General features: G+C 39.0%; 26 protein-coding genes. 8 read left to right on the top strand and 18 right to left on the bottom strand.

All coding sequences use genetic code 11. From position 1 onward, the window contains the following. Positions 1-5 precede the first annotated feature (5 nt). From AAC026_RS10645 to AAC026_RS10635, 3 genes are read left to right on the top strand one after another with little or no spacing between them, the layout of a single operon-like run. On the top strand, positions 6-1,379 hold the full coding sequence (locus tag AAC026_RS10645; protein ID WP_339697694.1) for a serine hydrolase domain-containing protein: 1,374 nt from the start codon (positions 6-8) through the stop codon (positions 1,377-1,379). 2 nt (positions 1,380-1,381) lie between these two features. After that, positions 1,382-1,855: a sigma-70 family RNA polymerase sigma factor gene (locus AAC026_RS10640; protein WP_339697693.1), complete on the top strand. Its 474-nt coding sequence runs from the start codon at positions 1,382-1,384 to the stop codon at positions 1,853-1,855. Positions 1,856-1,859: 4 nt separating this feature from the next. Beyond that, positions 1,860-2,405, top strand: coding sequence for a hypothetical protein (locus tag AAC026_RS10635; protein ID WP_339606688.1), 546 nt, complete (start codon positions 1,860-1,862; stop codon positions 2,403-2,405). Between the two features lie 76 nt (positions 2,406-2,481). On the opposite strand, the gene AAC026_RS10630 is transcribed toward AAC026_RS10635, so the two are convergent. Then, positions 2,482-2,643: a hypothetical protein gene (locus AAC026_RS10630; RefSeq protein WP_339697692.1), complete on the bottom strand. Its 162-nt coding sequence runs from the start codon at positions 2,641-2,643 to the stop codon at positions 2,482-2,484. Positions 2,644-2,797: 154 nt separating this feature from the next. On the opposite strand from AAC026_RS10630, the gene AAC026_RS10625 reads away from it, so the two are divergent. Continuing rightward, a complete protein-coding gene (locus AAC026_RS10625; protein ID WP_339697691.1) occupies positions 2,798-5,635 on the top strand; it encodes a pitrilysin family protein in 2,838 nt (945 codons plus the stop codon). 68 nt (positions 5,636-5,703) lie between these two features. On the opposite strand, the gene AAC026_RS10620 is transcribed toward AAC026_RS10625, so the two are convergent. The 7 genes from AAC026_RS10620 to hisG all read right to left on the bottom strand — a co-directional run bounded on the left by AAC026_RS10620 (position 5,704) and on the right by hisG (position 13,137). Further along, the gene (locus tag AAC026_RS10620; protein ID WP_339697689.1) at positions 5,704-6,138 is read right to left on the bottom strand and encodes a hypothetical protein; all 435 of its coding nucleotides are present in this window, start codon (positions 6,136-6,138) and stop codon (positions 5,704-5,706) included. 125 nt (positions 6,139-6,263) lie between these two features. Beyond that, positions 6,264-7,607: a hypothetical protein gene (locus AAC026_RS10615; protein ID WP_339697687.1), complete on the bottom strand. Its 1,344-nt coding sequence runs from the start codon at positions 7,605-7,607 to the stop codon at positions 6,264-6,266. Positions 7,608-7,651: 44 nt separating this feature from the next. After that, positions 7,652-8,572: a hypothetical protein gene (locus AAC026_RS10610; RefSeq protein ID WP_339697685.1), complete on the bottom strand. Its 921-nt coding sequence runs from the start codon at positions 8,570-8,572 to the stop codon at positions 7,652-7,654. Between the two features lie 126 nt (positions 8,573-8,698). After that, on the bottom strand, positions 8,699-9,796 hold the full coding sequence (hisB, locus tag AAC026_RS10605) for a bifunctional histidinol-phosphatase/imidazoleglycerol-phosphate dehydratase HisB (protein ID WP_339698012.1): 1,098 nt from the start codon (positions 9,794-9,796) through the stop codon (positions 8,699-8,701). A 149-nt stretch (positions 9,797-9,945) separates the two neighbouring features. Beyond that, positions 9,946-10,998 carry a histidinol-phosphate transaminase gene (hisC, locus tag AAC026_RS10600; protein WP_339697683.1) on the bottom strand — a complete coding sequence of 351 codons (1,053 nt, stop codon included), beginning with the start codon at positions 10,996-10,998 and terminating at the stop codon, positions 9,946-9,948. Beyond that, positions 10,991-12,280: a histidinol dehydrogenase gene (hisD, locus tag AAC026_RS10595; protein WP_339697681.1), complete on the bottom strand. Its 1,290-nt coding sequence runs from the start codon at positions 12,278-12,280 to the stop codon at positions 10,991-10,993. The genes hisC and hisD overlap by 8 nt, the downstream gene beginning before the upstream one ends. Next, positions 12,277-13,137 carry an ATP phosphoribosyltransferase gene (gene hisG / locus AAC026_RS10590; RefSeq protein ID WP_339697679.1) on the bottom strand — a complete coding sequence of 287 codons (861 nt, stop codon included), beginning with the start codon at positions 13,135-13,137 and terminating at the stop codon, positions 12,277-12,279. Before hisG ends, hisD begins: the two co-directional genes overlap by 4 nt. A gap of 458 nt (positions 13,138-13,595) precedes the next feature. Here hisG and AAC026_RS10585 point away from each other — a divergent pair, with 458 nt between their 5' ends. Next, positions 13,596-14,477: a thioredoxin family protein gene (locus tag AAC026_RS10585; protein WP_339697677.1), complete on the top strand. Its 882-nt coding sequence runs from the start codon at positions 13,596-13,598 to the stop codon at positions 14,475-14,477. 15 nt (positions 14,478-14,492) lie between these two features. On the opposite strand, the gene AAC026_RS10580 is transcribed toward AAC026_RS10585, so the two are convergent. The 9 genes from AAC026_RS10580 to AAC026_RS10540 form a co-directional block, all read right to left on the bottom strand. Then, the gene (locus AAC026_RS10580; RefSeq protein WP_339608868.1) at positions 14,493-14,849 is read right to left on the bottom strand and encodes an MmcQ/YjbR family DNA-binding protein; all 357 of its coding nucleotides are present in this window, start codon (positions 14,847-14,849) and stop codon (positions 14,493-14,495) included. Between the two features lie 28 nt (positions 14,850-14,877). Beyond that, positions 14,878-15,099, bottom strand: coding sequence for a DUF6728 family protein (locus AAC026_RS10575; RefSeq protein ID WP_339697675.1), 222 nt, complete (start codon positions 15,097-15,099; stop codon positions 14,878-14,880). A gap of 12 nt (positions 15,100-15,111) precedes the next feature. After that, positions 15,112-17,097: a (E)-4-hydroxy-3-methylbut-2-enyl-diphosphate synthase gene (gene ispG, locus AAC026_RS10570; RefSeq protein ID WP_339697673.1), complete on the bottom strand. Its 1,986-nt coding sequence runs from the start codon at positions 17,095-17,097 to the stop codon at positions 15,112-15,114. 407 nt (positions 17,098-17,504) lie between these two features. Continuing rightward, entirely contained in the window at positions 17,505-17,957 is a 453-nt protein-coding gene (gene tnpA, locus AAC026_RS10565) for an IS200/IS605 family transposase (RefSeq protein WP_339697671.1), read from the bottom strand. 658 nt (positions 17,958-18,615) lie between these two features. Further along, entirely contained in the window at positions 18,616-19,044 is a 429-nt protein-coding gene (gene sufU, locus AAC026_RS10560) for a Fe-S cluster assembly sulfur transfer protein SufU (RefSeq protein WP_339697669.1), read from the bottom strand. Then, a complete protein-coding gene (locus AAC026_RS10555) occupies positions 19,041-20,252 on the bottom strand; it encodes a cysteine desulfurase (protein WP_339697667.1) in 1,212 nt (403 codons plus the stop codon). Before AAC026_RS10555 ends, sufU begins: the two co-directional genes overlap by 4 nt. 30 nt (positions 20,253-20,282) lie before the next feature. After that, entirely contained in the window at positions 20,283-20,963 is a 681-nt protein-coding gene (locus AAC026_RS10550) for a GPP34 family phosphoprotein (RefSeq protein ID WP_339697665.1), read from the bottom strand. An 88-nt stretch (positions 20,964-21,051) separates the two neighbouring features. Continuing rightward, positions 21,052-21,738 carry a DUF6090 family protein gene (locus AAC026_RS10545; RefSeq protein ID WP_339697663.1) on the bottom strand — a complete coding sequence of 229 codons (687 nt, stop codon included), beginning with the start codon at positions 21,736-21,738 and terminating at the stop codon, positions 21,052-21,054. Between the two features lie 89 nt (positions 21,739-21,827). Beyond that, positions 21,828-22,775, bottom strand: a complete 948-nt coding sequence (locus AAC026_RS10540; protein WP_339697661.1) for an acetyl-CoA carboxylase carboxyltransferase subunit alpha — start codon at positions 22,773-22,775, stop codon at positions 21,828-21,830. Between the two features lie 126 nt (positions 22,776-22,901). On the opposite strand from AAC026_RS10540, the gene AAC026_RS10535 reads away from it, so the two are divergent. The 3 genes from AAC026_RS10535 to AAC026_RS10525 all read left to right on the top strand — a co-directional run bounded on the left by AAC026_RS10535 (position 22,902) and on the right by AAC026_RS10525 (position 25,497). After that, the gene (locus AAC026_RS10535; protein ID WP_339697659.1) at positions 22,902-23,981 is read left to right on the top strand and encodes an AI-2E family transporter; all 1,080 of its coding nucleotides are present in this window, start codon (positions 22,902-22,904) and stop codon (positions 23,979-23,981) included. Between the two features lie 86 nt (positions 23,982-24,067). Then, positions 24,068-25,285 carry a hypothetical protein gene (locus AAC026_RS10530; RefSeq protein WP_339697657.1) on the top strand — a complete coding sequence of 406 codons (1,218 nt, stop codon included), beginning with the start codon at positions 24,068-24,070 and terminating at the stop codon, positions 25,283-25,285. A 38-nt stretch (positions 25,286-25,323) separates the two neighbouring features. Further along, positions 25,324-25,497 carry a hypothetical protein gene (locus AAC026_RS10525; RefSeq protein WP_339606773.1) on the top strand — a complete coding sequence of 58 codons (174 nt, stop codon included), beginning with the start codon at positions 25,324-25,326 and terminating at the stop codon, positions 25,495-25,497. A gap of 51 nt (positions 25,498-25,548) precedes the next feature. On the opposite strand, the gene AAC026_RS10520 is transcribed toward AAC026_RS10525, so the two are convergent. Beyond that, on the bottom strand, positions 25,549-26,868 hold the full coding sequence (locus tag AAC026_RS10520; protein ID WP_339697655.1) for a M20/M25/M40 family metallo-hydrolase: 1,320 nt from the start codon (positions 26,866-26,868) through the stop codon (positions 25,549-25,551). Positions 26,869-26,938: the final 70 nt, after the last annotated feature.

The following is a 26,938-nucleotide window of genomic DNA, read 5'->3' as shown; positions in this document are numbered from 1 at the left end:
ATACTATGGGTTTTACAAAAAAAATTTACCTCATTCTATTACTTCACCTTTCATTCTATAACCTTAAGGGGCAAGATAGACTTACATCGAAGCAATCTGAAAATTTAGAAGCCTATTTAGAATACATTCATGGTCAAAAAGGTTTTAGTGGGGAAATACTGATAAGCAACTCAAACTCCACCCTATTCCAACGAGGAATTGGCTTGGCATCTATAGAGTACAATATCCCTATAAAGCCTAATGCCAAATACAAAATTGCTTCTATTACCAAAACCTTTACAGCCACCTTAATTGTAAAGGCCAAAGAAGAAGGGAAGTTGAATTTTGAAGACCCAGCATCTAAATTCATTCCTAAACTGGACCGTAAGTTTAAAGCAATCAGTATTCATCAGTTATTAACCCATACTTCTGGCTTGCCGCATAACCAGGCCATAGCGGATTATTGGCTTGTTAAATCCAAATTATCCATGACTACTGATCAGGTGATTTCAGAAATCAACCAAGTGAATTTACTTTTCGAATCTGGCACTCAACTGCATTATTCTAGCCTTGGTTATTTTCTATTGGCCACCATTCTAGAAAAAGTATATCAGGAAAATTATGATCAGATTTTAAAAACCAAAATATTGAATCTACTCAATATGACATCGACTGGAAGCACAAATTCCTTATCCATTATTCCAGAAATGACCAATGGCTATCATTTGATAAATGACGACAGCTTGGTGGTTGCTCCATATCGCAATTATTCCATGTTAAAAGGTGCTGGCGATTTATACTCCAATAGTACCGATTTGTTAAAATGGGCGAGTGCAATGCTTAATAATCAATTAGCAACAGAAACCTCTTCATTCATTCCAAATGGAGATTTTAAAGATAATTCTGGTAGACAGTACGGCTATGGCTGGTTTATAGAATCGGATGATTATTTAAAATATTCACACGGTGGGGGGACATGGGGTTATTCTTCAATTTTATCGTTATACCCTAAAACGAAAACGAGCATTATAGTCCTTAGCAATGTTTCGACATTACCCACAGAAGCGATCTTAAAAGGTATTGAAAACATCATTTTTAAGGAAGATTTTGAAGTGCCTAAAATGCAGATTGAAATAACTTCTAACCCAGCTGAGGTAGAGAAATATGTTGGAAGTTACATTTCCGATTCTGGGCAAATGAAGTTAAATATTGTCCAAGACGAAAACGGTTTATTGGCTCAGTTGGCCGGAAATCCCCCTTTTCAAATTTACCCTAAAGGTGAACATCAGTTTTTCGGTAAAAAAGTGGAAATTCTAATCTCCTTTAAACGGATTGACGGTAAGACTATTGGGCTCACAGCAGAAAGAATGGGACAAAAATTTGAGTTCAAAAAACAGTAAAAATGAAAGCGGAATTTCTGCAGATTATAGAAGTGAATCAGGGCATCATTTACAAAGTGAGCAAGATGTACAGGAACTCAAAAGAGGATCAAGAAGATCTCTTTCAGGAAATAGTATTTCAGCTGTGGAAATCTTTCTCAAAGTTTCGAGGAGCTTCTAAAGTAAGTACTTGGATGTACCGAATTGCCCTGAATACCGCAATGGCTTCTTTTAGAAAAAAGGCTATTCCCATTGAATACAATGACCATCCCTATCAGCAATCTGACCTGATGGAAAACACCGAAGTATCAGAGAATGAGGAACGGATGTATGATTCATTAAGACAACTCAACGATTCAGATAAGGCCATTATTTCGCTCTTCTTAGAAGACTACTCTTATTCCGAAATAGCAGAAATAACCGGAATCACTGAGAATAATGTTGGCGTACGAATCAACCGAATCAAAAGCAAATTAAAAACAATCCTAAATCAATAATCAGATGGAACTTGACGAATTAAAACAGAAATGGCAGCAATCAAGAGAAAGCAAAAGAGACCAAAAGGAATTGGCCATGATGACCCAAGTACAGCAACATCCAAAACTCAAACGAATTCGTTTCAAATTGATTTTTGAGGCCGTCATATTGCTTGTTTTTGTTTTTACTTACAATGACATACTGGACGGATCGACTAAACCATTATGGGCAAATATTACATTGATTGCAGGCGTTTCCCTGTTTGTAATCTCTGACATTATCAGCTACCTAATGATTTACAACCCCATTAAAGCCGATAACCTTAAACTATCCATCGAATCTTTCGGTAAAAATTTAAAAAGGTTGAGCATCTTTTCCGTTTTCTCAACGCTGCTTTTCGGAAGCTCAGTCATCTTATTTATGATTTCTACCATTGATTTGACACAAATCAAACAACTTATGATTTTAGGAATGATTGTCACACTTATTGTTCTGGCCTATCTTTCCTACAAAAACTGGTCGTTGAGAATTAAGAGTATCCAAACTACTTTAGAAGGTTTCAATAGTTGATTTTCATTCGGTAAACATTAGAATCACAGTCTTCCCACTTCCATCTTTGGCATAAGAGCAAATATAATTACATTAGTTACATGGAAATCACTGACATATTACTTCCCACAGCGATTTTACTTACCGTAGTTTTGTGGTTTTGGGCATTGACAGACCTATCTAAATCAAGATTTAAGTCGGGAAAAGCTAATTTAATATGGCTGTTAATTGTTCTTTTCTCCCCTATTATAGGTTCCATTCTTTACTTTCAATTCAAGAAAAGTTTTGTTGAAAGGCGCCCAAGAAGGTTTCAGCCAAAATTTAATTAAGCATTTTTCACACCATACATAGTGCTCAAAATTGCTTTGAGCAGATTATTTAGTTAACTATCGGTACTAAATAATTTAACAACTATGTTGAAAAAAACAACCCTATTTGCTGTATTAGTCTTATCAGCCTTTGCTTGTACACAGAAAAGCGAAGTCCCGAAAGTCGACTTTAAAGTTGATTATGAAAAATTCACTCTTGACAATGGCCTAGATGTCATTCTCCATGTAGATAAATCTGACCCAGTAGTTGCTGTAGCCCTTACTGCCCATGTGGGTTCGGCCAGAGAAGTAGAAGGAAGAACAGGCTTTGCCCACCTTTTTGAACACTTGCTGTTTTTAGAATCTGAAAACCTTGGAAAAGGTGGATTGGATAAAATGAGTGCACGAATTGGAGGCTCAGGCGCCAATGGTTCTACTAGCCGTGACCGTACCAATTATTTCCAGACCGTTCCAAACGATGCGTTAGAGAAAATGATTTGGGCTGAAGCCGATAAACTTGGTTGGTTTATAAATACAGTAACAGATCCGGTACTGGCCAAAGAAAAACAAGTTGTTAAAAACGAAAAAAGACAAAGTGGCGATAACCAACCTTATGGTCATACTTCTTATGTCATCGATAAAAATCTATATCCAGAAGATCACCCTTATAACTGGCAAGTGATTGGTTCATTGGAAGATCTGCAAAACGCTACGCTTCAAGATGTAAAAGACTTTTTTAACCGTTGGTATGTGCCAAACAATGTTACACTTACTATTGCGGGAGATTTTGATCCTGAGCAAGCCAAAGCATGGGTAAAGAAATATTTTGATGAGATTCCTGCAGGTGAGCCTGTAAAGCCTCTTTCACCTCGTTCAGGAAAAGTAGCGGTAACCAAAAAGCTCTACCATGAAGATAATTTTGCGCGCGTGCCTGCCCTTACTTTGACATGGCCAACAGTAGAACAATACAGCGCTGATGCCTATGCACTGGACGTATTGAGCAATTACCTTTCTAGAGGTAAATCTGCTCCATTAAATCAGGTTTTGGTAGAAAACAAAAAATTGACTTCTGGTGTAGGCATGTTTAATAGTACCTCTGAATTGGCAGGTCAATTACAGATATCTGTAAGAGCTTTTGCCGACAAAGATTTGGACGAAGTGTTAACCGCCATCGAAGAAGGGCTTGTTAAATTTGAAAAAGAGGGAATTTCACAAAAGGATTTGGAACGTATTAAAGCAGGACAAGAAACTGGCTTCTATAATAGCTTATCAAGTGTTTTGGGTAAAGGTTTCCAATTAGCACAGTACAACATTTTTGCCAACGACCCTGGCTTTATCAGCAAAGACATAGAAAACATTCTTGCTGTAACTACTGAAGATGTAATGAATGTTTACAATAAGTACATCAAAGGCAAAAACTATATCGCTACCAGTTTTATACCAAAAGGGCAAAAAGATTTAGCCCTAGAAGGCTCTGAAAAAGCTGAAGTAGTTGAAGAAAAAATTATTGAAGGAGCTGAAGAAGATTTTGATCCTAAAATTGCCGCTACCTATGAAAAAACTCCTTCTACATTTGATCGCTCAAAAGAGCCCCCAAGTGGTGAGACACCAGAAGTAAAAACCCCTGAAGTATGGCAAGAATCTTTAGAGAACGGGCTTAAGGTATATGGAATTGAAAGTAAAGAAGTACCATTGGTTCAACTCAATATTGTTATTGACGGTGGCCAGTTATTAGATGACCCAAATAAAGGTGGAGTAGCTAACCTTATGGCGCAAATGATGACCAAAGGCACTGCATCGAAAACTACAGCTCAGCTCGAAGAAGCAATAGAGCAGCTTGGAGCATCCATTAGAGTATCCGCTTCTACTGAAAGCATTAACATATCCGTCAATACTTTGAAGCGTAACTATAATGCTGTGATTGATTTGGTTGAAGAAATTTTGCTTGAGCCAAGATGGGATATCACTGAATTTGAACTGGCCAAGCAAGCAGTAATTGCCAGAATCAGGCAGCAAGAAGCCAGCCCGAACTCTGTAGCTCAAAACGCTTACAATCGTTTGATTTACGGTGAAGGAAATATTAGAGCTCAGAACATCTTGGGCACTGCCGAATCTGTGAACGAAATAACCATAGATGATCTGAAAAAGTATTACGAGAATTACATTTCTCCATCTGTAGCTAAAATGCATGTGGTAGGTGATATCAATACTGTTAGTGTAATGACTTCTTTGCGCGACCTCAACTCTAAATGGGAAGCCAAAGCGGTAGACATTCCAACTTATGATCCTCCAGCAAAACCAGCTGAATCAACAGTGTATTTCTTCGATGTTCCAGATGCAAAGCAATCTGTTTTAAACTTTGGTTACCCTGCTTTAGCAGTAACAGATGAAGACTACTACCCTGCCACGGTAATGAATTATATTCTTGGTGGTGGCGGATTTGCTTCTAGGTTAACACAAGAGCTAAGAGAGGAAAAAGGCTATACTTATGGTATAAGGTCTGGTTTTTCTGGAAGCAAGACTAAAGGAGCCTTTACCATTTCGAGTGGAGTAAGAACCAATGTAAGTTATGAGTCTGCTCAACTTGTAAGAGATATTTTAGCTAATTACGGTAACACTTACACTGAAAAAGACCTTGAAACTACTAAAAGCTTTATGATTAAAAGTGGAGCGAGGGCTTTTGAAACAGCGGGCGCTAAACTGAACATGCTAGAAAACATGAGCGAGTATGGCTGGACTGCCGATTACGTGAAAGAAAGACAGCAGATCGTAAAAGACATGACTGTCGAAGAAATTCAGCGTTTGTCTAAAGAGTATCTTGATCCAGAAAAAATGATTTGGTTGGTAGTAGGCGATGCCAAAACTCAATTAAATAAAATGGAGCAATTAGGCTTTGGCAAACCCGTTTTGATCAACAAAACTTCTGGGCCAGAGAAAAAATAAGCCAAGATTCAAACTCACTAAAAAGCCCTGTGTTCATTAGAATACAGGGCTTTTTAGTGAGTACACATTCAGTTATTTGTCCAAATTCTTACTAATCCATTTTTAGCATTAGCCCCATAAATAGAGAGTGGAGCGTGTTTATTAACTCTAACATGGTGTATGTTTCTAGGCTTCAAAACAGAAATAGACTGTTTAGCCTCTTCAATACTTAATTGTCTATCATTTATCATAAAAGCAGGAAATTCTGAGGGGTTTGAAAATGTTTCTCTGATCTTTCGCAGTTCTTTTTTCTTGTCCTTCAACTTTAAGGGCGAAGCTTTATGAATCAAGACAATCAATAAATTGGGTCTAAAAATAGTTGTTGAAATTGAATCAGAAAATAGATAATTTATGGAGAGAAATTTATCCTCAAGATTGTACTTAATGAGTTTAGATTCGATTCCAGTACTATCATAAGGAACACCATCAACAACATATAGCACTTCCTTGTTTTCAAATTTCATCTCTGGCAGACACCTTTGAACATACTGATTAACATACCCTAAGGTAAGCGATTGCCCCCGTAAGCAATTGGGTAGGGAAACGACTAAAAGGAAAAGTAGAATTCTAGTACGCATAGGTTTTCGCGTTAATTCAACTTAATTCTTCTGATTTCAATAGGTTTTACTTTGCTTAAATCGAGTTCTCCCTCATCATAGGCAATCCAAGGGCTGTTAGCCAAATAATAGAAATAGCCGTCTTTCACTTGTCCCAAAGTAGGCTCCCCCAAAGAAGGCCCGCCTTGGTTAATCACCCTACCGAACAAAATATGTTGGCCAGTATCATCTAAAAAATATTGCATAATCCTATAAGGTTTTACTCCATTATGGATGGCAATCAGAGTGTTTTTATAGTAATACAGTCCGTCTATTCCTTTCAGCAGAATTTCTTCTGGAGCAAATACTTTAACTACATCATCTGTTTCAATGTCAATGCGGTGAATTCCTGTAATATAATCGGCCAAATAGAGAAACTTCTCATCCTCATTCAATGCCAAGCCTTGTAGGTTAAAAAATCCATTCGATAAATCGAATTGCTTTCTGATAAATGCACCAGTAAAATCGGTTGTATCTGTATTATCTCTTCCTAAGGTAGGCTCTAGTGAGTTTGAAAGCCAAATTCTAGATTCTTTATCGATGGCCAAATCTCCAATGATTGTGCCCTCATCATATTCCAAACCTTGAATCACCACACCGGAACTCGGGTCAATTTGCATGATCAAGCTTTTGCCTTTATCGGCTGGGTTGTAATCTAGCATTTCGGGCATGGCTGCTGTAGCTGCCCAGAGTAATCCATTTGTTGGGTCAACGTGCATCCCCAATACGGAATATTCTGTTTTCACCAAATCAATTTTACTCCCCTCAGGATCAACCCTAATAATTTTTTTCTCACGAACACTTCCTAAAAGAATGTCGCCATTATCCATTATCACAAAACTTTCAGGGTGAATTTCACCAGCATCTATGGTTCTAAAAACTTCATCGTGCTCTTCTACCCTATTGAGTTTTGCTTGAAGGGTTATTAGTTCATCATAACCCTTATTTCTTCTAATGCTTTTAAAGTCTTCGTTCTGTTGAAAATCATAGGTTGCATCCATCAATAACAACTGATTGAGTCGCTGAATACTCCGTATTTTCCTACCATTCAATGCATAAGCACCTGCCAAATTATAAACTACAACAGGGTAATTGGGCCTAAGTTCATCAATCGCCTCCATCGCTTCCAAATAAAGTTTATAGTCTTTAGCTTCATAAGCCGCAAGGCCTTCTTTATAATATTCATTGATTGTTTTTTGACTAAAAACTAAGTTAGAAACTGAGAGAAGGGCGAGGGTTAAAAAGAGTTTAATCATAGTCGGTATGGCCTTAAAAAAACGAATTCCAGTGTTGGGCTGGAATTCAAGGTAGTTAATGTGAAGATATTTTCTCCTCAAAATGTCTCGTTCAAATAACACCAGATAAAAAACATACCCTTATTCTAATCTAAAACTTCTGCCACATTAATTCTGTAATTGATTGAAAAGGTATCCCAATCCCACTGCCTTAATCCGTGATGATAGCCTAAACTAATCGCTCCTCCGCTAAGTTCTTTAGTCAGATTGAAACGAAGAAAAGAAGGATTATCTCTGTGTTTCTGATAGCCCTGATAGTTAGTCCAATCAGTATCTATCTTCCATTTAGAATGGTGATACTCTAATCCCAAACCATACAATGGGGCATCATTTTGTCTTTCTGTTGATCCGTTAATCAGACGGTTAACATTGGTTTGGTAAGTATAAAAACCCAATAACATTTTACCCAAAAAGCGAGATTCATCATTCCTGAAAAATGACTTACTAAATGTTCCTTCCCAATAAAACATTCCGGCATCAGTATATCGGGCATTGGCCAAGTTTCCGCCTGTGGTAGTTTTTGAATGGGCACGCATGGCAAAATTAAATGGCCCCATTTTGTCTTCATCAAATATTTTGTAAATAATTCCAAAGGCAATATCTCCCGTGGTTTTTCCTTTTCCAGAAATACCGGTCATTCTGCGCTCATCTCGTGTTGAGGCTTCTACATTCCAGTTTTCGATTGGAATACTATTTACATAGAATAAAGCTCGATCTTTTTTAATGGGAAAATTGAATTGCAAAAAGGCGTTATCGGTAATGTCTCCATTCCCTACATGGTGTTCCCAACGAATATCAAATGAAATATTATTGTCAATAATTACATTTTCTAAAACAGGCATTCTAAGCGCATTTGGCCCCATATATCCAGGAGAAATTGAAATGTAATTATTTCTCTCTATACCTGCTGCTGCTGGATAATTGTGTAGTTGATCCCACCAGTCTAAATTTTGAGCTTGGGTTTGCCCTATCAATAATAAGGCGAAAAAAGTCATTAAAAATTTCATCGCTCGAAATAACAAAATTTTCGATTAATCTGCTGACCAATGATATGAGTTAACCACCTATTGAAGTAAATAATCATAGCAACAGCCGAGAGTTAACTCGGCTGTTGCTAGAAAATCACCATACGCCTAAAGTACGCCTTTGGTACTCGGCAGAATGTCCATTTCATCTGCATTTCGCTTTACCGCCATTTTAATGGCTTTAGCAAAAGCTTTAAAAATCGACTCTATTTTGTGATGCTCGTTATCACCTTCTACCTTAATATTCAAGTTGCATTTGGCGGCATCGGAAAACGATTTAAAGAAATGCATAAACATCTCTGTTGGCATATCGCCCACCATTTCGCGTTTGAATTCAGCCTCCCAAACCAACCAAGGCCTGCCGCTAAAGTCGATGGCTACTTGAGCCAAAGCTTCATCCATGGGAAGTAGAAAACCATAGCGGTTTAAGCCCTTTTTATCTCCTATGGCTAGCGCATAAGCTTCGCCCAAAGCCAAAGCTGTATCTTCAATCGTGTGGTGTTCATCAATGTGTAAATCGCCTTTCACCTTCACGGTTAGGTTCGCACCAGAGTGTTTCCCCAACTGATCGAGCATGTGATCAAAAAAGCCCAAGCCAGTTTCATTATTGCATTGGCCTGTTCCATCTAAATTCAACTGGATTAAAATGTCCGTCTCTTTGGTTACGCGATGTACTTCTGCTTTTCTCTGAGGCATCTGCAAGAACCTGAATATCTCATCCCAGCTGTTTGTGCTTAATGCTGCTTTAGGGTTTTGTTCTTCGGTAATAAAGATGGCCTTTGCCCCAAGGTTTTCTGCCAATTGAATGTCAGTTTCCCTATCGCCCAAAACAAAAGAATTGGCCAAATCATAATCCCCATTAGTAAATTGAGTAAGCAAAGCCGTTCCTGGTTTACGCGTTGGTGCGTTCTCGTATCCAAAAGTGCGATCGATGATAATTTCGTCAAACACCACTCCTTCGCCCTCAAGGGTTTTGAGCATCTTATTTTGTGCTGGCCAAAAAGTATCTTCAGGGAAAGAATCTGTCCCTAATCCATCTTGGTTAGTCACCATCACAAGTAGATAATCTAACTGCTCGGCAATTTTCCTGAGGTTAGAAATGGCGCCTGGTAAAAACTCAAGTTTCTCTAAAGAGTCTACTTGAAAGTCGGTTTTGGGTTCAACGATGATCGTACCGTCACGATCTATAAAGAGTATTTTTTTCATCATTTGGTTAAATAGGTTCTTAGTATTTAGTGCTCAGTGCACTGCTTATTATCCAGTAACTCAGTGTTTTCTATTTCTTGATCAACAGTGAATTTTCAGTCTTAATCAACGGATACTGAGACAAGTTCAGCATGACTACCCAACAGTCACTATTTCTCACTTAAGTTTTTGAGTGCATCAATCAGTAATTCATTTTCCTTTTCAGTGCCCACAGTGATTCTAATTCCACCTTTGCATAGCGCTACTTTAGAGCGGTCGCGAAGAATGATTTTCTCTTCGATTAGCTTCTTATATACTTCAGAAGCATTCTCCAATTTCACTAAAAAGAAGTTCGAATCGGTGGGGCAAATCGTTTTAATCATAGGGGTTTGCTTTAAAGCTTCTCCTAAAGATTCTCGGTTTTTCAGAATTTGATCTACCATCTTATCCTTCTTCTCAAGGTTTTCTAATGCTTTCAAAACAGTTTTTTGAACTAAACCACTTAGGTTATAAGGTGCTTTAATTTTGTTCAAAATGGCCAATATTTCTTCCGAAGCGAAAGCCATTCCTAGCCTTAAGGCCGCTAAACCCCAAGCTTTACTGAAAGTTTGAAGCACCAACAAGTTGGGGAATTCTTCAAGCCTCAACGTAAAACTCTGTCTACTTGTAAAATCTACATAAGCCTCGTCTACCAAGACAATTCCATTGAAAAACCGCAATACCTCTTCGATCTTATCCAATGAAACATCATTGCCCGTTGGGTTATTGGGCGAACAGATAAAGACGATCTTCGTGTTTTCGTCTATGGCAGATTTAATGGCCTCAACATCCAAATCATAATCGGCTGTCAGCAATACTTCACGTGCCTCTACATTATTAATATCAGCACTTACCTTGTACATGCCATAGGTAGGCGGATTAATGATCACATTATCCTTTCCCTGCTCGCAGAAAGCTCGGAATAATAAATCAATAGGCTCATCGCTGCCATTTCCCAAAAAGATGTTTTCTGACCTTACTCCCTTGATTTGAGCAATTCTAGCCTTCAATTCTTTTTGGTATGGGTCGGGATAGCGATTCCAATCCTCTTCCGTAATTGAACCCAGTGGGTTTTCGTTGGCATCTAAAAAGACGCCTTCGTTACCTTTATAGTCATCTCTGGCAGACGAATATGGCACTAACTTTTGCAAGTGCGTTCTTAAGAGCGCGTTCGGATCAAACATTGTTCAAAGATTTAAGTCTCAAAGTAACCGCATTCTTATGTGCCTCAAGCAATTCAGCCTCGGCCATAATTTCCACCACAGGCCCTAAGTTCTTAAGTCCTTCTTTTGTGATTTCCTGATAGGTAATTTTCTTTACATAACTATCTAAAGAAACTCCGCTGTACATTTTCGCATAGCCATTAGTGGGCAAAGTATGGTTTGTACCCGAGGCGTAATCTCCTGCCGACTCTGGTGTGTAATTACCAATAAATACAGATCCTGCATTAATGATTTGATCCGCCACTTCCCACGGCTTTTCAACACATAAAATTAAGTGCTCAGCCCCATATTCGTTCAACAAATCAATGGCTTGCATTCTATTCTCTAATACAATTGACACACTGTTTTCCAAGGCCTTGGAAGCCAATTCTGCACGTGGCAAAACCAATAATTGAGTTTGCACTTCTTGTTGAACCGCATTAACAATTTCTTCAGAAGAAGCTACCAACACCACCTGAGAGTCGGCACCGTGTTCTGCTTGCGAGAGTAAATCGGCAGCTACGAAAGTTGGAATGGCTGTTTCATCTGCATACACTGCCACTTCCGAAGGACCAGCGGGCATATCTATCGCCAAACCATACTTGGTTGAAAGCTGTTTAGCAGCAGTGACAAACTGATTTCCAGGGCCAAAAATTTTATTCACCTTTGGAATAGTGGCGGTTCCAAATGTTAATGCTGCAATGGCTTGGGCTCCACCTACCTTGTAAATCTTAGTTACACCCACCAGTTGTGCTGTAAACAAGATGGCTGGATTTACATTTCCATTTTTATCTGGGGGTGTACATAACACAATTTCTTTACAGCCTGCAATTTTCGCAGGAATGGCCAACATCAAAACAGTAGAGAATAAGGGTGCTGTCCCTCCTGGAATGTACAAACCAACCTTTTCAATAGCCACAGATTTACGGTAGCAATTTACACCGGGCATGGTTTCAACCTTCAATACTTCCCCTTTTTGGGCAGCATGAAAAGTCTCAATGTTCTGTTTTGCAATGCGAATAGCCGCTTTCAATTCTTCTGGCACCAAACCTACCGCGGCATCGATCTCAGCCGAAGACACTTCGAAATTGGTGATTTCCACTCCGTCAAACTTCTTGGTGAAGTCAATTAGAGCCTGGTCTCCATCGGCTTTTACCGCTTCCATTACTGGCTTCACAATGGCCTCTATGGTCTCCAATTCCATCGTAGGTCGCTTCAATAAAGCTTCCCACTCTTCTCTTTTTGGGTTAATCGCGACAATCATAGAATCATTTTTTCAATTGGCACTACTAAAATTCCTTGCGCACCCGCATTCCGAAGCTCTTCAATTATCTCCCAAAAATCATCCTCCTGTATTACCGAGTGAACAGAGCTCCAGCCTTCAGTCGCCAAAGGCAAAACTGTTGGACTTTTCATTCCAGGAAGGATACTGATGATGTTATCCAAAGCATCGTTTGGTGCGTTTAATAAAATGTATTTATTGTTTTTTGCTGCCTGTACAGAATCAATTCTAAAAATAAGTTGATCGAGTATTTCCTTTTTCTCCGCTGAAAGATTCTTATTGGCCAGCATAACAGCTTCCGACTTGAAAATTACTTCTACCTCTTTTAGGCCATTACTCATTAAGGTTGAACCAGAACTAACGATGTCGCAGATTCCATACGCCAAACCAATGCTCGGGGCAATCTCTACTGAACCACTAATTTCATGAATGTCGGCATTGATGTTATTCGCTTTTAGGTAATCCCCTAAAATTTTCGGGTACGAAGTGGCCAAACTCTTGCCTTCAAAGTCTTGAATTCCATTGTAAGTTTCTGCTTTATCGATGGCCAAAGAAAGACGGCATTTTGAAAAGCCGAGTTTCTTTACCCAATCTACTTGCTTATCCTTTTCTTCAGCTTCGTTAGCGCCAACAATTCCTATATCAGCAATTCCATCTTGGACATAGCCCGGAATATCGTCATCTCTTAAGAATAAAAACTCCATAGGAAAATTTGAAGCTTCGGCCTTGAGTTTACCCATGCCGTTATTCACTTTAATGCCACATTCTTTGATTAATGCGAGCGAGTCATCACTCAATCTGCCACTTTTCTGTACTGCTATGCGCAAGGTATTTTTCATCTGTAAGTTATTGTAGAGTTCAGGTAAACCTAAGTTTAAGGCATACCTAACCCTAAATGTTTAGAAATTGATTTGAGTTTTTCAGAAAAGAGAACATGGGTATGAACTGCTAAACTGAAATGGGTAATTAATTGAATCGAATGTGCCGACAGAACCTGCCGGGTAGGGTGTTATATATATCTCTCTTACGAGAGATGGTGGAAATGATGCACGTGATGTGCAGTAGTAGAAGCGATATGTATGTTTTTCAACATCGAGGGCAAAGGTAACTAAGCAAATGGTTTAGGCAAAAGTTATTTTAAAAAAGATGATATTGATGTTGATGGTAAACCCAAGACCAATCAACAATTGAGTTCTATCTTAATTTTATTTAATCCTTAGAATGAATTACCATAACAAGATTGTATTAAATTGCTCTCATCAATCCTTTTAAAAACCTAAATTCAATTAATCTTAACATGAAGCCACTTTTTTCATTACTGTTTACTTTTTTTATTCTTAGTACTACTGCTCAAGAAGTTACGATTTATAAAAACCAAGAAGGAGAAAGCCATTTGGCAGGGAAATTTCCAGTTGAGTATTTACAACAGGACAGTACCTATCGACAATGGTTTAATAAAAACTATGCTGAATTCACAGTAGAAAAGGGCAATGACAAATGGAAGAAAGCTTTAAAAAATACCCAGGTCGATATATACTTAGGCACATGGTGTGGCGACAGTCAAAAATGGGTACCGAGTTTCTTGAAGTTATGGGATGAACTTGGTTTAGACCGAAAACAGCTCAGCTTCACTGCTCTTTACGATGGTGAAGAGAAATACAAACAAGGACCAAATGAAGAAGAAAAAGGAAAGAAAATACACAGAGTGCCAACTTTCATTTTCAATAATAATGGAGAAGAATATGCCAGAATTGTAGAAACTCCACGCAATGATTTAAAAACCGACTTGGCCCAAATTGCCTTGGGTTACCCTTCAGAACCTAATTACAGAGCAGCTACTTATTTACTCGATTTATTCGAAGAAAACTCCATGACAGACATATATAAAGATGCGAATACTCATCTTAACGAAGTCTACCATTTGGTTGGAAAAAGCGGTGAATTACACACTTTAGGACGGGTTTTAATGAGTTCTAACAGGGTTGATCAAGGGTTGCTGGTATTACAATTCAACACGATCATTAATCCATATACTCCTAGTGTGCTCAATCGTTATGGAAATGCTTTGGCTGAAAAGGGTCAAAAAGAAACGGCCATTTCAACTTTTGAAAAGGTACTTCAAATAGAGCCAGAGGATGAAAATGCTTTGGCACAACTAAAGAAATTAAAAGAAAACTAAAGTGCGGACTATGGCTTAATCCATCTTCAAAAATTCTTCTTTGACCTTCTTTGGTAAGCTCTCCACTACGAGGTTGTAAGAAAGGTCGATCAGTTCTTTCATTAGGTTTTCAGAAACTGTACCATCCGTTTTTACTGAATTCCAATGTGTTTTGTTCATGTGCCAACCGGGGGTAATTCCAGGCTCTCTTTCCCTGAGTTCGGCAGCATACTCAGGGTCGCATTTCAGATTGATGAATTCGTAAACATCGAGGCCTGTAAGTGCAAACATTTTGCCCATTACTTTTAACACCAAGGTATCTGGACCAAATGGAGTGTCTTCCGTTACCCCCTTTTTGGCGATACAATATTCTCTGAATTCATCAATGTACATAGTTTAAAAAGTTAAAGTGAGGCTATACTTACATCCGTCCAATCATTCTGCTAATGATTACGATCACCGCGATTAAAAACATAATGATCGAAATTTTATTAATAGTGTGCATGGCCTTGATATTGAAATTGGTAGGCCGAGAAGGATCCTTCTTTCTGAAAAAATACCCCAAAACAGGACCGAAACTAAAGGCTTCTTTGGCTGTTAGCTTTGAATCCTTCTGCTCTTCATTTTTAACTTCTTCGCTCATCACATCTCAATTTTAAAATTCAGCATTTGCCAACTCAGGTTCTAACCATCTGCCGTCTTCGCGTATGATATCAATCAATTCGTCCACAGCTTTTTCAGAAGCTACTCCCCTTTTCATTACTTCCTGACCTTTGTACAGGGTAATCTTTCCTTTGCCCGAACCCACATAACCGTAGTCCGCATCAGCCATTTCTCCTGGGCCGTTTACGATACAACCCATGATTCCAATTTTCACTCCTTTCAAGTGATCGGTGCGCTTTCGGATCATGGCCGTGGTTTCTTGTAGGTCGAACAGTGTTCTTCCACAAGACGGACAAGAAATATATTCGGTTTTGGTCATTCGCGTACGAGCCGCTTGTAAAATCCCAAAGCCTGTCTCGTTCTTCAACTTTAAATCAGCCAGTTGAGTTTCTTTATCAACCTGATTATCTACTTGAAGCATTAGGCCATCGCCAAATCCGTCAACCAACAAACCACCAAAATCAGTAGAAGCATGAATCAAAAACTCCTCGGCATCAGTAACGGTGTAGTTTCTAGACACGATGACCGGAACCGATAATTTCCTTTTCACTAGTTCGAAAAAGAAGCGCCTCAAAGCAGGCATGGCATGTTCATTCCCAGTTTCGAGGATTATAACCAAGTTAGAAGCCTCTAGCACCAACATTACATCTTCCGACAATTCATCGGCTTTTAGCTTTATGAAATTGAGTTGATCATCAGCATTTTCTGCTTCGGCCAATTGATCGAAAGTAAAAACGGGGTAACGATTCGCTTTATCTTCCAAAGCATTCCATTGCGGGTAATCGACCAGCTCTTTCAAGCCATTCGGCAGCATAAAATCGATCGCCTTATTGCCTGAATAAACGTAGTCTGCACCTTGGTCATTCATTCGCCATTTATCGGGTTCTGGCAAATAGAAATGTCCAACGTTCTTTAAGTCTTTGATGGTAATTTCTTCAAACCGACTCAAGTCGGCAATGACGCGTGGCACATTGGAAGCACCAATATTCACCACTTCTCTCGACTGACGTTTATGATACAAGAACGGATCAATCGGGTTTTCGTCAATCTCAGCTATCGTTTTGTGCTCATGTCGGTTATGATAACGATCGACAAGTTTTTGCGCCACAGGAGCTTCAAACTCTGGTTCCTCTGTCAAAGAAACACGCACAGTATCTCCTAATCCATCCTCCAGCAAAGTACCTATCCCCACTGCGGATTTGATTCGGCCGTCTTCGGCTTCACCTGCTTCGGTCACACCTAAATGCAATGGATAAGGCTTTAAACCTTCTTCATCTAATTTCTGTACCAACAAACGATAAGCCTCTACCATCACTTGCGTGTTGCTGGACTTCATGGACAGCACGATATTATAGTACTCCAAGTCTTCGCAAATGCGTAAAAACTCCAATGCTGACTCCACCATCCCCAAAGCGGTATCGCCATAGCGGCTCATGATTCTATCTGAAAGCGAACCGTGATTCGTACCAATTCTCATGGCAGTTCCATGCGCTTTACAAATCTCTACTAAAGGCGTAAAGCGTTCACGAATTCTGTCCAACTCCGCCTGATAAGTTTCGTCAGTGTATTCTATATTTTCGAATTTCTTTTTATCGGCATAGTTGCCTGGGTTTACCCTTACCTTTTCTACAATTTTGGCCGCCAGTTCTGCAGCGTTTGGGGTAAAATGAATGTCGGCTACAAGCGGAACATTACAACCGCGCTTTTTCAGTTCTTCCTTAATAGCGCGAAGGTTTTCGGCCTCTTTTAAGCTTGGGGCTGTAATACGCACCAGTTCGCAACCTGAAGCCACCATGCGCAAAGTTTGCTCCACCGACCCCATGGTGTCCATGGTATCAATCGTGGTCATCGACTGCACCACAATGGGGTGATTGCCTCCAATGGTTACACTGCCCACCTGAACGGGAATGGTTTTTCTGCGACTGTATTTTACTAGGCTATTGCAGTATTTCTTTACTGCGCTTACTGCTGAATCCATGCGTTTTATGCTTGCTCCAAAGTTAACTTGAAATGAATTAAAATGTTAGACGAAATAGGGAAAGGTTGGGTGATACCCAAACAGTATTGGCTTTATGGCAACAAACGTTTACTTCGCTTCATAGACTTGCCACTATTAAAACAAATGCTCCGCCCCTACAGGGCTTAAAAAATTAGACAGTGTTAAAGGGATGGGCGATGCCCATCCTTATGATATCTTGCCCTTTCAGGGCAAAAATGGGTGAATAGGATGTGAAAACGTGACTCTAAGATCCTTTCAAACACAGAGAATGATTTCGTAATACTCACAATTAATGCCCTATAAGGGCTATATAACCCAACGGAGGACGAAGTCCTTCGATACTATGATACACCACATAGGCCCCTCAGCCCTGAAGGGGCGAAACATCAATCCCAAACATACCTTTCATCAAAATCTACTCTGTACTTAATAAGAAATGCTCTGTACTCCCCTTGAAAAGTCTTCCTTCTATGATGTTCATGCTGGTTCTGAATATATGTAATCACCCTATCAACTTCAGAAGGATTTACTGAAAAAGCTCCGTAACGATTCTGCCAATAAAAGCTACTTAAGGTTTCATGCCTCGTTTTCATCCATTTGGAAGAGTTCATTTTGAGTTCCTTTACTAAAAGGAATAAGGCAATATTCTTAGAAAGTTTACATAACACATGAACATGATCAGTATAACCACCAACCCTTAGAGCTGGACAATCGAGTTCTTTACAAATGCCTGCTAAATATTGATGTAGCTCTTCTTCATAAGGCGGGTGTATAAGATGCTGACGATATTTCGTGCTGAATACAATGTGTATGTAGTTCTGAACTAATGATTGATCCATTATTAATTTACTCTAATATTCATAATTAGAATAATTTAAAGAAAATTTAAATAGAATACATAATTAGTTAAACTTAAAGTATTGCGCCCCTACAGGGCTTAAAAGATTTGGCTGTATTAAGGATGGGCGATGCCCATCCTTATGGTATCTCGCCCTTTCAGGGCTTGATATCCGCAGACCCCAACAGCATTAAAGTTAATGCCCTAAAAGGGCTAAATAACAGAGGACGAAATCCTGCATAAATAACTAAGCTTAAAACAGCTTTAACCCAGAAGGAGCAAAATAAAATCATCTAACAATTAAGTCTCTCAGAGAAACCACAGCAAATAAGAGCTCTATAAAGAATGAGGTATTCCAATAATGCCAAGAAGCAAAGTCCTGAAAGGACGACATAACATAACGTAGGACTAAGTCCTTCGAAAATAGATAACCTTATTAAAACGACTTAGCCCTGAAGGGGCTAGAAAAGGCTAACGAACGCATAATTCCTCTATAAGAACCCACAGTAAATCCTTCATGAAAAGAGAATAATCTTAATAAATTCAGAAGATAAGTCCTGAAAGGACGGCATAACATAACGTAGGACGAAGTCCTTCGGGAATAGTAACTGTATGAAGACTTTAGCCCTGAAGGGGCGAGATACTCATCGTCTTCAACCTCATAAAACCTCCTTCAGCTTTTCCCAAGCTAGGTTGGCGCAGGTTAGGCGTTCTGGGAATTCGCGGGCGGAAGCGAAGGCCAAAAGTTCTTCGTCAGAAGTTATCGATTCGGGTGATTCATTGTTTTCAGGATCAATAACCTTCAAAAACAGCTCAATCAATGCTTTTGCTTCGCTTTTGGTTTTCCCTAACAAGTGTTTTGTCAATACGGAAGTTGAGGCCTTTGAAATAGCACACCCATAGCCTTTGAAGGAAGTATTCTGAATAATATCGTCTTCGAACTTTAAGTACAGGTCAAATTGATCGCCACACACTGGATTATAGGCTTGTAATTTATGCGTGAAATCCTCCAAAACGCCTTCATTAAAAGGACTTTTGGCATGGACCAGTATTTGAGTTTTGTAAAGTGCTTTTAGACGGTCGTTCATAAAAAGAAGCTTTTGATTTCGTCTAGGGTATTTTTGAGCAAATCCACTTCTTCTGTAGAATTATAAATATTGAATGAAACCCTGACAGTTCCGCCAATATCAAGTTTGTGCATTAAAGGGTGTGTGCAATGGTGGCCTGCACGAACTGCAATGCCTTTTTCGGCTAAAAATGCTGCAATGTCATGCGGATGAATGCCTTTCATGGTAAAAGAAAGTATGGCAGTACTTTTAGCGTCTTTTGCGAAGAGTGTTAAGCCTTCTATTTCTGATAGACGCTTCACCGCGTATTTTCTTAACTCAGCACTGTGCCTACCGATTTCCTCCACTCCGACTGAATTGATAAAGTTAATTGCAGCTGCTAGTCCAATTGCTCCAGCAATATTGGGTGTTCCTGCTTCGTGTTTAGATGGCAAATCGGCCATGATCGTTTTATCGATATTCACTTTCTGCACCATTCCTCCACCATAAGCCAAGGGAGATATGTTTTGCAGTAAGGCCTGCTTTCCATACAATACACCTATTCCTGTTGGTCCAAAAACCTTGTGCCCAGAAAAAGCCAGAAAGTCACAGTTCATGTTCTGCACATCAATCTTTTCTGAGAGCGGCAATTGTGCAGCATCTACAAAAACCTTGATATTATGCTGATGGGCTAAATTGATGATGCTCTTTAAATCATTCTTTACTCCTAGCGTATTGGAAATTGCCGTAACGGCCAACACTTTCACCTTGTCCGTTAGCATTGAGGTGAGCTTACTAAGATCTAAATTAAGCTCAGCATCTAGCGGAATCACTTTCAGTTGCGCGCCCTTCAATTCACAAGCTTGCTGCCAAGGAACAAAATTACTGTGGTGCTCCATTTCTGAAACCAACACTTCATCGCCCTCCTCTAACTGTGGCAACAGAAATGAGTTGACTACTTTATTAACAGCATCCGTGGTTCCAGAAGTAAAAATTACCTCTTTTTTAGACGAAGCACCGATGAATGATCTCACCTTTTCACGTGCATGATCATAACTAGAAGAAGCCGCGGTAGCTGGCCAGTATAATCCTCGGCCTACATTTGCATAATAACCAGCATAGAATCCAGAAATGGCATCAATTACGCATTGAGGCTTTTGAGTGGTTGAAGCATTGTCTAAAAAAATGAGTGGTCTACCCTCTTTTCTTGCGGTCTCAAAAATCGGAAATTCAGACTTTCTCGATGGCATAGTTAAAGGATAGAAGATTTACCTAAATGGTTAATTGGAAGAGGTAGTAACAGTAGTCACAACAATTGCCGACATCATTGCGACCATTATGGCTGCCTGAATTTCGCGAATACTCTTATTTACGCTCTGGCTAATTTTTATGTCTTGGGTCACTTCTTTGATTTTCTTTTTTACCACTTTGTACTCTTCTTTATTGCGAAAAGCTTCTTTGGTAAGATCAGACACATCAATTAAGCTAAGGAGCATTATATCTCGTGTTTCTGACTTTGCTCCACGTAGCATTACATCGCTCAAGTGCTGTCTCACTTTATTCTCAGGTGTAATATCGTTGGTAGGGTATTTATTGTTCGGAATAATCCAGAGAATTTTATGCTCTTCCTTCCGTAGAATACCTTTATTCTGAAGTCCTAAAAGTGTGTCCTCTTTAAGTTCTTTGGCTTGTTTTGACAAAACTTCAATCCACTTTTTTAGCTTAAGTGGTTTTGAACTTTTGATCTGATCAATCACTTTATTAATCACCATCTCCACTTCATATTCATCGTGAATAAGCTTGAGCTTGTCTCCTGACACATCGATCTTTTCGCGAAGTGCCATTTCCAACAGAATGGCTCCTGCAAAACCAAAGTACAAATGAGTAGAATCGATAACGAATTGACCTTTTTCGTCATCAAGAGCGATTAGTAAAAATTCTTCAATGAGATTGAGTTGCATGTTGTTTGTTTTGCCTTATTCTTGAAATTTCGGTTTAGACCGTTTTTAAAGATCGTATTTTTTTGTTCTGGTTCAAAGCTTAAATCGTCTACTTCAACTTTGCCAACTCTGCATTAATATCTATCAGTAAGCTATTACACTTTTCGGAAGTTAAGCGGTAAATCACCTCTCTTTCTTTGAGTAGGTTGGTATAACTTCCTATCATGTTTCTTACCTTATTATTCTTTAATGGTTTGTCATCTAGTATTTCATTCTGGCCAAATTGCACACTCCCAAATTGAATGTTTTCTATCATATAAGGATAGATTTGCCCATTGACCAAATCATGAATAAAGTCATCTGCTTTAGAGATTTCGTCATAATAAAAATTGTATAAATCTGTAATGGATGCCCTTAGCTCATAGTTACTAATCATATCTAAGGAGCCAGAATTGACGAGGGAATGATATGTTCCATCTTTTGCATTAAAATAGGGTGCTGAATAAGTACTGGTTATATGACGGTACTTTAAATCCTTTAATGGTGCATTCGCAAAAACATAGCGCATCAAGAAGTCTATATTGCCATTCAATACATTGGAGGAGTCTAAAATATGGTTCAACTCAGTATTATCATTGGTAATATCATCTCTTAATGAAGTTAAGTAGTTGACCTGGGTTTCTCTGTCGCGCCTTTTCTCGGCCCAATTTTCCATTCCAAAGGCAATCGTTATGCCGATTACCACCACTAAGAGTTCTATAAAATGATTTCTCCAGTTGATTTTACTTTTAGCCATACTCACCTATTTATAACTGAAAGTAGCTAAAAACAAAAGAACCACAAAGCGCTGGCCTTGTGGCTCTTCAATCAGAATATCTTTGATTCTTATTCTATTACTGAGCCCATGTCAGAGAACTTCTCAATACGGGAATCGATGCGCTCGTTGACATCCATAGCGCTTAACGCTTTCAGTTCATCTAGAATATTCTTTTTAAGTTCGTTACACATCCATGGAATATTTCTGTGTGCTCCTCCAAGCGGTTCTTTGATTATTCCGTCTATTAGACCAAAGCCCTTCATATCTTGAGCTGTAAGTTTCAACGCTTCGGCAGCTTGCTCCTTATAATCCCAACTTCTCCATAAAATGGAAGAACATGATTCAGGAGAAATAACAGAGTACCAAGTGTTCTCCAACATCAAAACTCTATCGCCAATTGCAATACCCAAAGCTCCACCTGAGGCGCCTTCACCAATAATGATACAGATTACAGGTACTTTAAGCATAAACATATCACGAATATTTCTGGCAATGGCTTCGCCTTGACCTCTCTCCTCTGCTTCGAAGCCCGGATATGCTCCTGGAGTATCTATCAAAGTAACAATGGGAATGTTAAATTTCTCGGCCATCTTCATTAAACGAAGTGCCTTTCTATAACCTTCTGGGTTGGCCATACCGAAATTTCGCATTTGGCGCTGCTTGGTATTTCTCCCTTTTTGTTGGCCAATAAACATTACTGTTTGGCCATCAAGGGTACCCAAACCACCTACCATTGCTTTATCATCTTTCACCGTTCGGTCTCCAAACAGTTCGATAAAATCATCGGTAATGCTATATATATAATCCAGTGTATAAGGTCTATCTGGATGACGTGAAAGTTGTACTCTCTGCCATCTGGTTAGGTTCTTATAGGTTTCCTCCTTGAGGGTTTGGATTTTCTTTTCTAGAGATTTTATGTCCTCGCTAACATTCACTTTGCTGTTTTCAGCAAGCTCCTTCATTTCAGCAAGTTTCTCTTCAAGTCTGACAATTGGTTGTTCGAATTCCAAAAGCATTAATTTAGTTGATTCAATTTACAAATTTAATATATAAACCCATGCCCTTCCTTATATGGGAATGAAAATTTCGAGGAAGGAGGGGCAATTCTTCATTTTTCCGTACTTTTCGATAAATCCCAACATATGCTTCCTGATAACAATATTGTAACGATCAAAAACATACTGCTACTCTTTATGGGCATTGTGATAGTGCTCGTAATCAAAGAATTATCTGCACTCTTAATTCCATTGACTTTTGCCATTTTCATCGGTATTCTGTTGCAACCAGTGATTGCATACCTAGACAGAAAAGGGTGGCCTTATATGCTCAGTATTACGGTAATCACGGTGCTTACTTTAGGTTTTGTGTTTCTGGTCGGCTTAATCGTGTTCGATACAGGGCTTCAAATTGTAGATCAAAAGGACAAACTTTTAACGCAGATTGGGAATAAGTTAAACAGTTTAGTGATTCAGTTTGAAAGTATTCCGGGCTTTTCTGCCCTGAAGGAACGTGATTTTACCGAAACACTATACCAAATTCTTTCTCCTGAAATGATGCTAAACACCTCTGGCATGGTGGCTTCTGAAGTGGGTAACTTTGTCTTCAACCTTGTACTTTCTGCCATTTACTTGGTGGCTGTTTTAGGCAGTATTGTAAAGTATGAAAAGTACATTAGTTATTTGGAAGGGGACGATGACATTGGGAAACAACGTTTATTAAAGGCTTTTATAGAAATTAAAGATGCCGTTGCGAGTTATATGAAAGTAAAATTTTTCACCAGTTTGAGCACAGGTGCTTTCTTTGGACTTATTTGTTGGGGCTTTGGGGTAGATTTTGCGCTATTCTGGGGTTTCTTAGCTTTTATGCTAAACTTCATTCCTACGGTTGGGTCAATTATGGCCACCATCCCTCCTGTTCTATTAGGCCTTATTCAGATTGACAATGGTTCCAGCTATCTGTTTTTCATTTTGCTTCTGATTGCCACGCAGTTTGTTTGGGGTAATGTAGTGGAACCACTTATGATGGGCTCAAAGGTGGCATTAAATACGGTAGCCGTTATTTTAGGGCTTGTAATCTGGGGGTATATTTGGGGAATTGCAGGAATGCTCCTGTCTGTGCCTTTAATTGTATTGGCCAGAGTAATATTGGCTCAGATTCCAGATGCCGACCTTATTGTAAAACTGATGGGGCGAAGTCAGCTCGATGCTGACGAGACGGATTAATTTTTTTCAGCTTACAATTAATGTCAACCTATATAAAAATAGATTAGAATTCATTTATCTGGAATACTAAGTTCAAAACAATAATTATGAAAAGTCATTTACTCATTCTTACTGTAGTTTCAGTTCTTTTTCCTTCCTGCAATCAAGAAGGCACAATACGCAAAATTGATTTCACAACGGAATATAAATTTAACTCAGAAATCGAAAATGAGCTAAATGCAAGTTCTGAGCCTTGGAAGTATCAAGTTTCGGCATCAGACTATGCAACTAAGGGAGATTATAAAAATGCTCTGAAGCAATGGGATTTGGCAATGGGAGCCAGAGAAAGAAACTTTTCTCAAAACCAAATAGACTCCATAAATGCTAAGTATAGGAAGGTAAATGCGATAGACTTCATCGTTCAACAATCAAAACAAACCCAAGTAGTAATAATCAACGAAGCCCATCATAATTCTCACCATAGGGTTTTCACAAAGTCCCTACTGAGGAAGTTATTTGATCAAGGCTATTCAAATCTAGGGCTTGAAGCATTGTCTTATAAAGACAACCTAGATTCATTACATCATATTAGAAAATACCCAATCCAAAAAACTGGCTACTATATAAAAGACCCGCAATTTGGCAACCTGATAAGAGAAGCGATTGAAATTGGTTTTACAGTTTTCCCTTATGAGACCATAAATAGTGAAGCAGATGGTAAACCTCGGGAAATTGATCAAGCAAGGAATATTCAAGAAGTAATAAATTTAAAACCCAATGAAAAGTTTCTGATTCATTGTGGGTTTGATCATGCACTAGAAGGAACTCATAATTCTTGGGAAAAAGCCATGGCTGCTCGTCTATCAGAGTATACAGGAATCAACCCATTAACTATTAATCAAGTTGCATACTCAGAAAAAGGTGTTCCGGAATATAATGACCCGTTTTTAAAAGCTCTAGCTGTAAAGGAATCTTCTGTAATTCTTGACCAAAACGATAAACCTTACAAATATGAGCGTAGGGAGGCATATACAGACATAGCTGTTTTTCACCCGAACACTCAGTACATCAATAATAGACCAAGTTGGTTGTTTGAAAATGAGAATCAAAATGTAACAATAGTACTAAAGGATCTTGAAATGAAGTTCCCTGTAATGGTTTTGGCATTTAAAAATGGGGAAGATATTAATAACGCAGTACCAATTGATATAACTGAAATCGAAAGCAAAACTGATACTTGTACATTAGGACTCAAAAAAGGAGATTATTCGATAGTGATTACAAATGGCACAGAGTCTATTCAAATTGAAAAACAAGTGAATTAAACTTTAAAGGAACAGTCCTTCTAAATCAGAATCAACAAATGAAAAAGAAATCACCTATACTCATTGTAGCAGGCATCTTAGTTATTGTGGCTAGTCAAATGATAAAGCAGTTCGCTACTACATCAGACTTTCTGGGTGGAGCTATTTTAGGAATTGGCATTGGCCTACTAATTATGGCAGTAGCTATAAACCGACCTAAATCGGCCAATTAAAAAAAGAGGTCACATTCTCAGTGACCTCCAAAACCAACCATTCTGGTCTTCTTATTTTTTGGCTTTCAGATCCACGCCTTTATAAAGCCTGTAAATCAACACGGCTGCTCTTTTAGATTGCTTTGGCAGAGCGCGTAAATCTCCAGTTTCATTGATAGTATGATCATCAGCGCCTGACATTCCCATGGCATCTATTCCCATTTCTATATGACCTGCAGTAAAGGAAATATCGGCTGCACCAGCATCGGCAGGATTAACTGCTGTCACTTCCCCAAAACCCAAATCTTGACTCACTTTGCTGAACAAGTTCATGAGTTGATAATTTCCTTCGGTTGGTGCAAAAGGCGGATAACCTTCAGCAAAAGTGATCGTAGCATTAGTGCCCGGAAGATGATTAGCAACAATCCGCTTCATCGTTTCTTGGGTTCTGGCGATCTGCTCTGGGGTTAAGGCACGAATATCGCCTGTTACCGTTACATCCTTCGACACTACATTGTTCTTCCCGAAAGCCGTTCCAGTATTTTCTGACTTGTTATGATTCACTTCGGTTCCGCCTGCAATCATTCCAGGGTTGAAGGTTAAATATTCTTCTCCTGCTAACTCATCGTAAAACTGATAGAGAATTCTAGAAGCTTCGTATATGGCGCCTGCCCCTACTTTTGGCTTGAAGATTTGAGAGGAATGTGAAGCATTACCCGTTACAGTTAATGTCCAACCAGAAGAGCTTCTTCTGGCTACGTTTACAGTAGCAGGATTTCCGTCTCCGTTTTCAAAACCCAAAGCAACATCAGCCCATTTAGCGGCTTCGATCAATGCCTTTTTAGATTCAGAAAGCGGACTTCCTGAAAGTTCTTCATCACCTGTCATCACTACGGTAATGTTCATCTCCTTCAACAAGCCAGCGCTATGCAAAGCTGCCAACGATTGAAGTATAATTACATCGCCACCTTTCATGTCGGCAATACCGGGGCCTTTGATGGTGTTTTCATCTACTTGAGACCACTTTTGGTTCGGGCTATCGGGTTCGAAAACGGTATCTAAATGACCGATCATTAAAATTTTCTTTCCCTTTCCACCTTCAATACGCGCTACTAAATGGCCAGCGCGATTGAATGACGATCCATCTACCCATTCTACTTCCATGCCTAAGGCCTTAAACTTCTCCATCAGCACATCACCAACCTGACGCACACCTTCAAAATTCATCGTACCGCTATTGATGTTTATCAACTCTTTCAGCAAACTCAAATATTCATCATTATGAGTATCAACATATTGAATCAATTTCTTTTCAACTTTATCAGTTTGTGCCATTAATGGCGAAGCGATGATAAACGCAACTAAGGCAAACAGAATAGATGTTTTTCGCATTGTATATTTTTTACGATCGTTATTTAAAAGGAACCGACTATCAATTTAAAAGACGAATAGACAATTCCTT

The sequence above is a fragment of the uncultured Roseivirga sp. genome (assembly GCF_963973945.1).
Classification (GTDB): domain Bacteria; phylum Bacteroidota; class Bacteroidia; order Cytophagales; family Cyclobacteriaceae; genus Roseivirga.
This window is presented reverse-complemented; position numbering and strand designations above follow the sequence as displayed.

Bases quoted from the DNA above. Each gene is read 5' to 3' on its own strand.
- AAC026_RS10545 (WP_339697663.1), bottom strand. From the start codon at position 21,738: ATGGCTAAAAGTAAAATCAACTGGAGAAATCATTTTATAGAACTCTTA.
- hisG (WP_339697679.1), bottom strand. From the start codon at position 13,137: ATGAAAAATACCTTGCGCATAGCAGTACAGAAAAGTGGCAGATTGAGT.
- AAC026_RS10640 (WP_339697693.1), top strand. From the start codon at position 1,382: ATGAAAGCGGAATTTCTGCAGATTATAGAAGTGAATCAGGGCATCATT.
- AAC026_RS10620 (WP_339697689.1), bottom strand. From the start codon at position 6,138: ATGAAATTTGAAAACAAGGAAGTGCTATATGTTGTTGATGGTGTTCCT.
- hisB (WP_339698012.1), bottom strand. From the start codon at position 9,796: ATGAAAAAAATACTCTTTATAGATCGTGACGGTACGATCATCGTTGAA.
- AAC026_RS10580 (WP_339608868.1), bottom strand. From the start codon at position 14,849: ATGTACATTGATGAATTCAGAGAATATTGTATCGCCAAAAAGGGGGTA.
- AAC026_RS10630 (WP_339697692.1), bottom strand. From the start codon at position 2,643: ATGGAACCTATAATAGGGGAGAAAAGAACAATTAACAGCCATATTAAA.
- AAC026_RS10635 (WP_339606688.1), top strand. From the start codon at position 1,860: ATGGAACTTGACGAATTAAAACAGAAATGGCAGCAATCAAGAGAAAGC.
- AAC026_RS10625 (WP_339697691.1), top strand. From the start codon at position 2,798: ATGTTGAAAAAAACAACCCTATTTGCTGTATTAGTCTTATCAGCCTTT.
- AAC026_RS10520 (WP_339697655.1), bottom strand. From the start codon at position 26,868: ATGCGAAAAACATCTATTCTGTTTGCCTTAGTTGCGTTTATCATCGCT.
- AAC026_RS10525 (WP_339606773.1), top strand. From the start codon at position 25,324: ATGAAAAAGAAATCACCTATACTCATTGTAGCAGGCATCTTAGTTATT.
- AAC026_RS10610 (WP_339697685.1), bottom strand. From the start codon at position 8,572: ATGAAATTTTTAATGACTTTTTTCGCCTTATTATTGATAGGGCAAACC.
- AAC026_RS10540 (WP_339697661.1), bottom strand. From the start codon at position 22,775: ATGCTTTTGGAATTCGAACAACCAATTGTCAGACTTGAAGAGAAACTT.
- sufU (WP_339697669.1), bottom strand. From the start codon at position 19,044: ATGAACGACCGTCTAAAAGCACTTTACAAAACTCAAATACTGGTCCAT.
- AAC026_RS10535 (WP_339697659.1), top strand. From the start codon at position 22,902: ATGCTTCCTGATAACAATATTGTAACGATCAAAAACATACTGCTACTC.
- ispG (WP_339697673.1), bottom strand. From the start codon at position 17,097: ATGGATTCAGCAGTAAGCGCAGTAAAGAAATACTGCAATAGCCTAGTA.
- AAC026_RS10550 (WP_339697665.1), bottom strand. From the start codon at position 20,963: ATGCAACTCAATCTCATTGAAGAATTTTTACTAATCGCTCTTGATGAC.
- AAC026_RS10585 (WP_339697677.1), top strand. From the start codon at position 13,596: ATGAAGCCACTTTTTTCATTACTGTTTACTTTTTTTATTCTTAGTACT.
- AAC026_RS10530 (WP_339697657.1), top strand. From the start codon at position 24,068: ATGAAAAGTCATTTACTCATTCTTACTGTAGTTTCAGTTCTTTTTCCT.
- hisD (WP_339697681.1), bottom strand. From the start codon at position 12,280: ATGATTGTCGCGATTAACCCAAAAAGAGAAGAGTGGGAAGCTTTATTG.
- tnpA (WP_339697671.1), bottom strand. From the start codon at position 17,957: ATGGATCAATCATTAGTTCAGAACTACATACACATTGTATTCAGCACG.
- AAC026_RS10555 (WP_339697667.1), bottom strand. From the start codon at position 20,252: ATGCCATCGAGAAAGTCTGAATTTCCGATTTTTGAGACCGCAAGAAAA.
- AAC026_RS10575 (WP_339697675.1), bottom strand. From the start codon at position 15,099: ATGAGCGAAGAAGTTAAAAATGAAGAGCAGAAGGATTCAAAGCTAACA.
- AAC026_RS10645 (WP_339697694.1), top strand. From the start codon at position 6: ATGGGTTTTACAAAAAAAATTTACCTCATTCTATTACTTCACCTTTCA.
- hisC (WP_339697683.1), bottom strand. From the start codon at position 10,998: ATGTTTGATCCGAACGCGCTCTTAAGAACGCACTTGCAAAAGTTAGTG.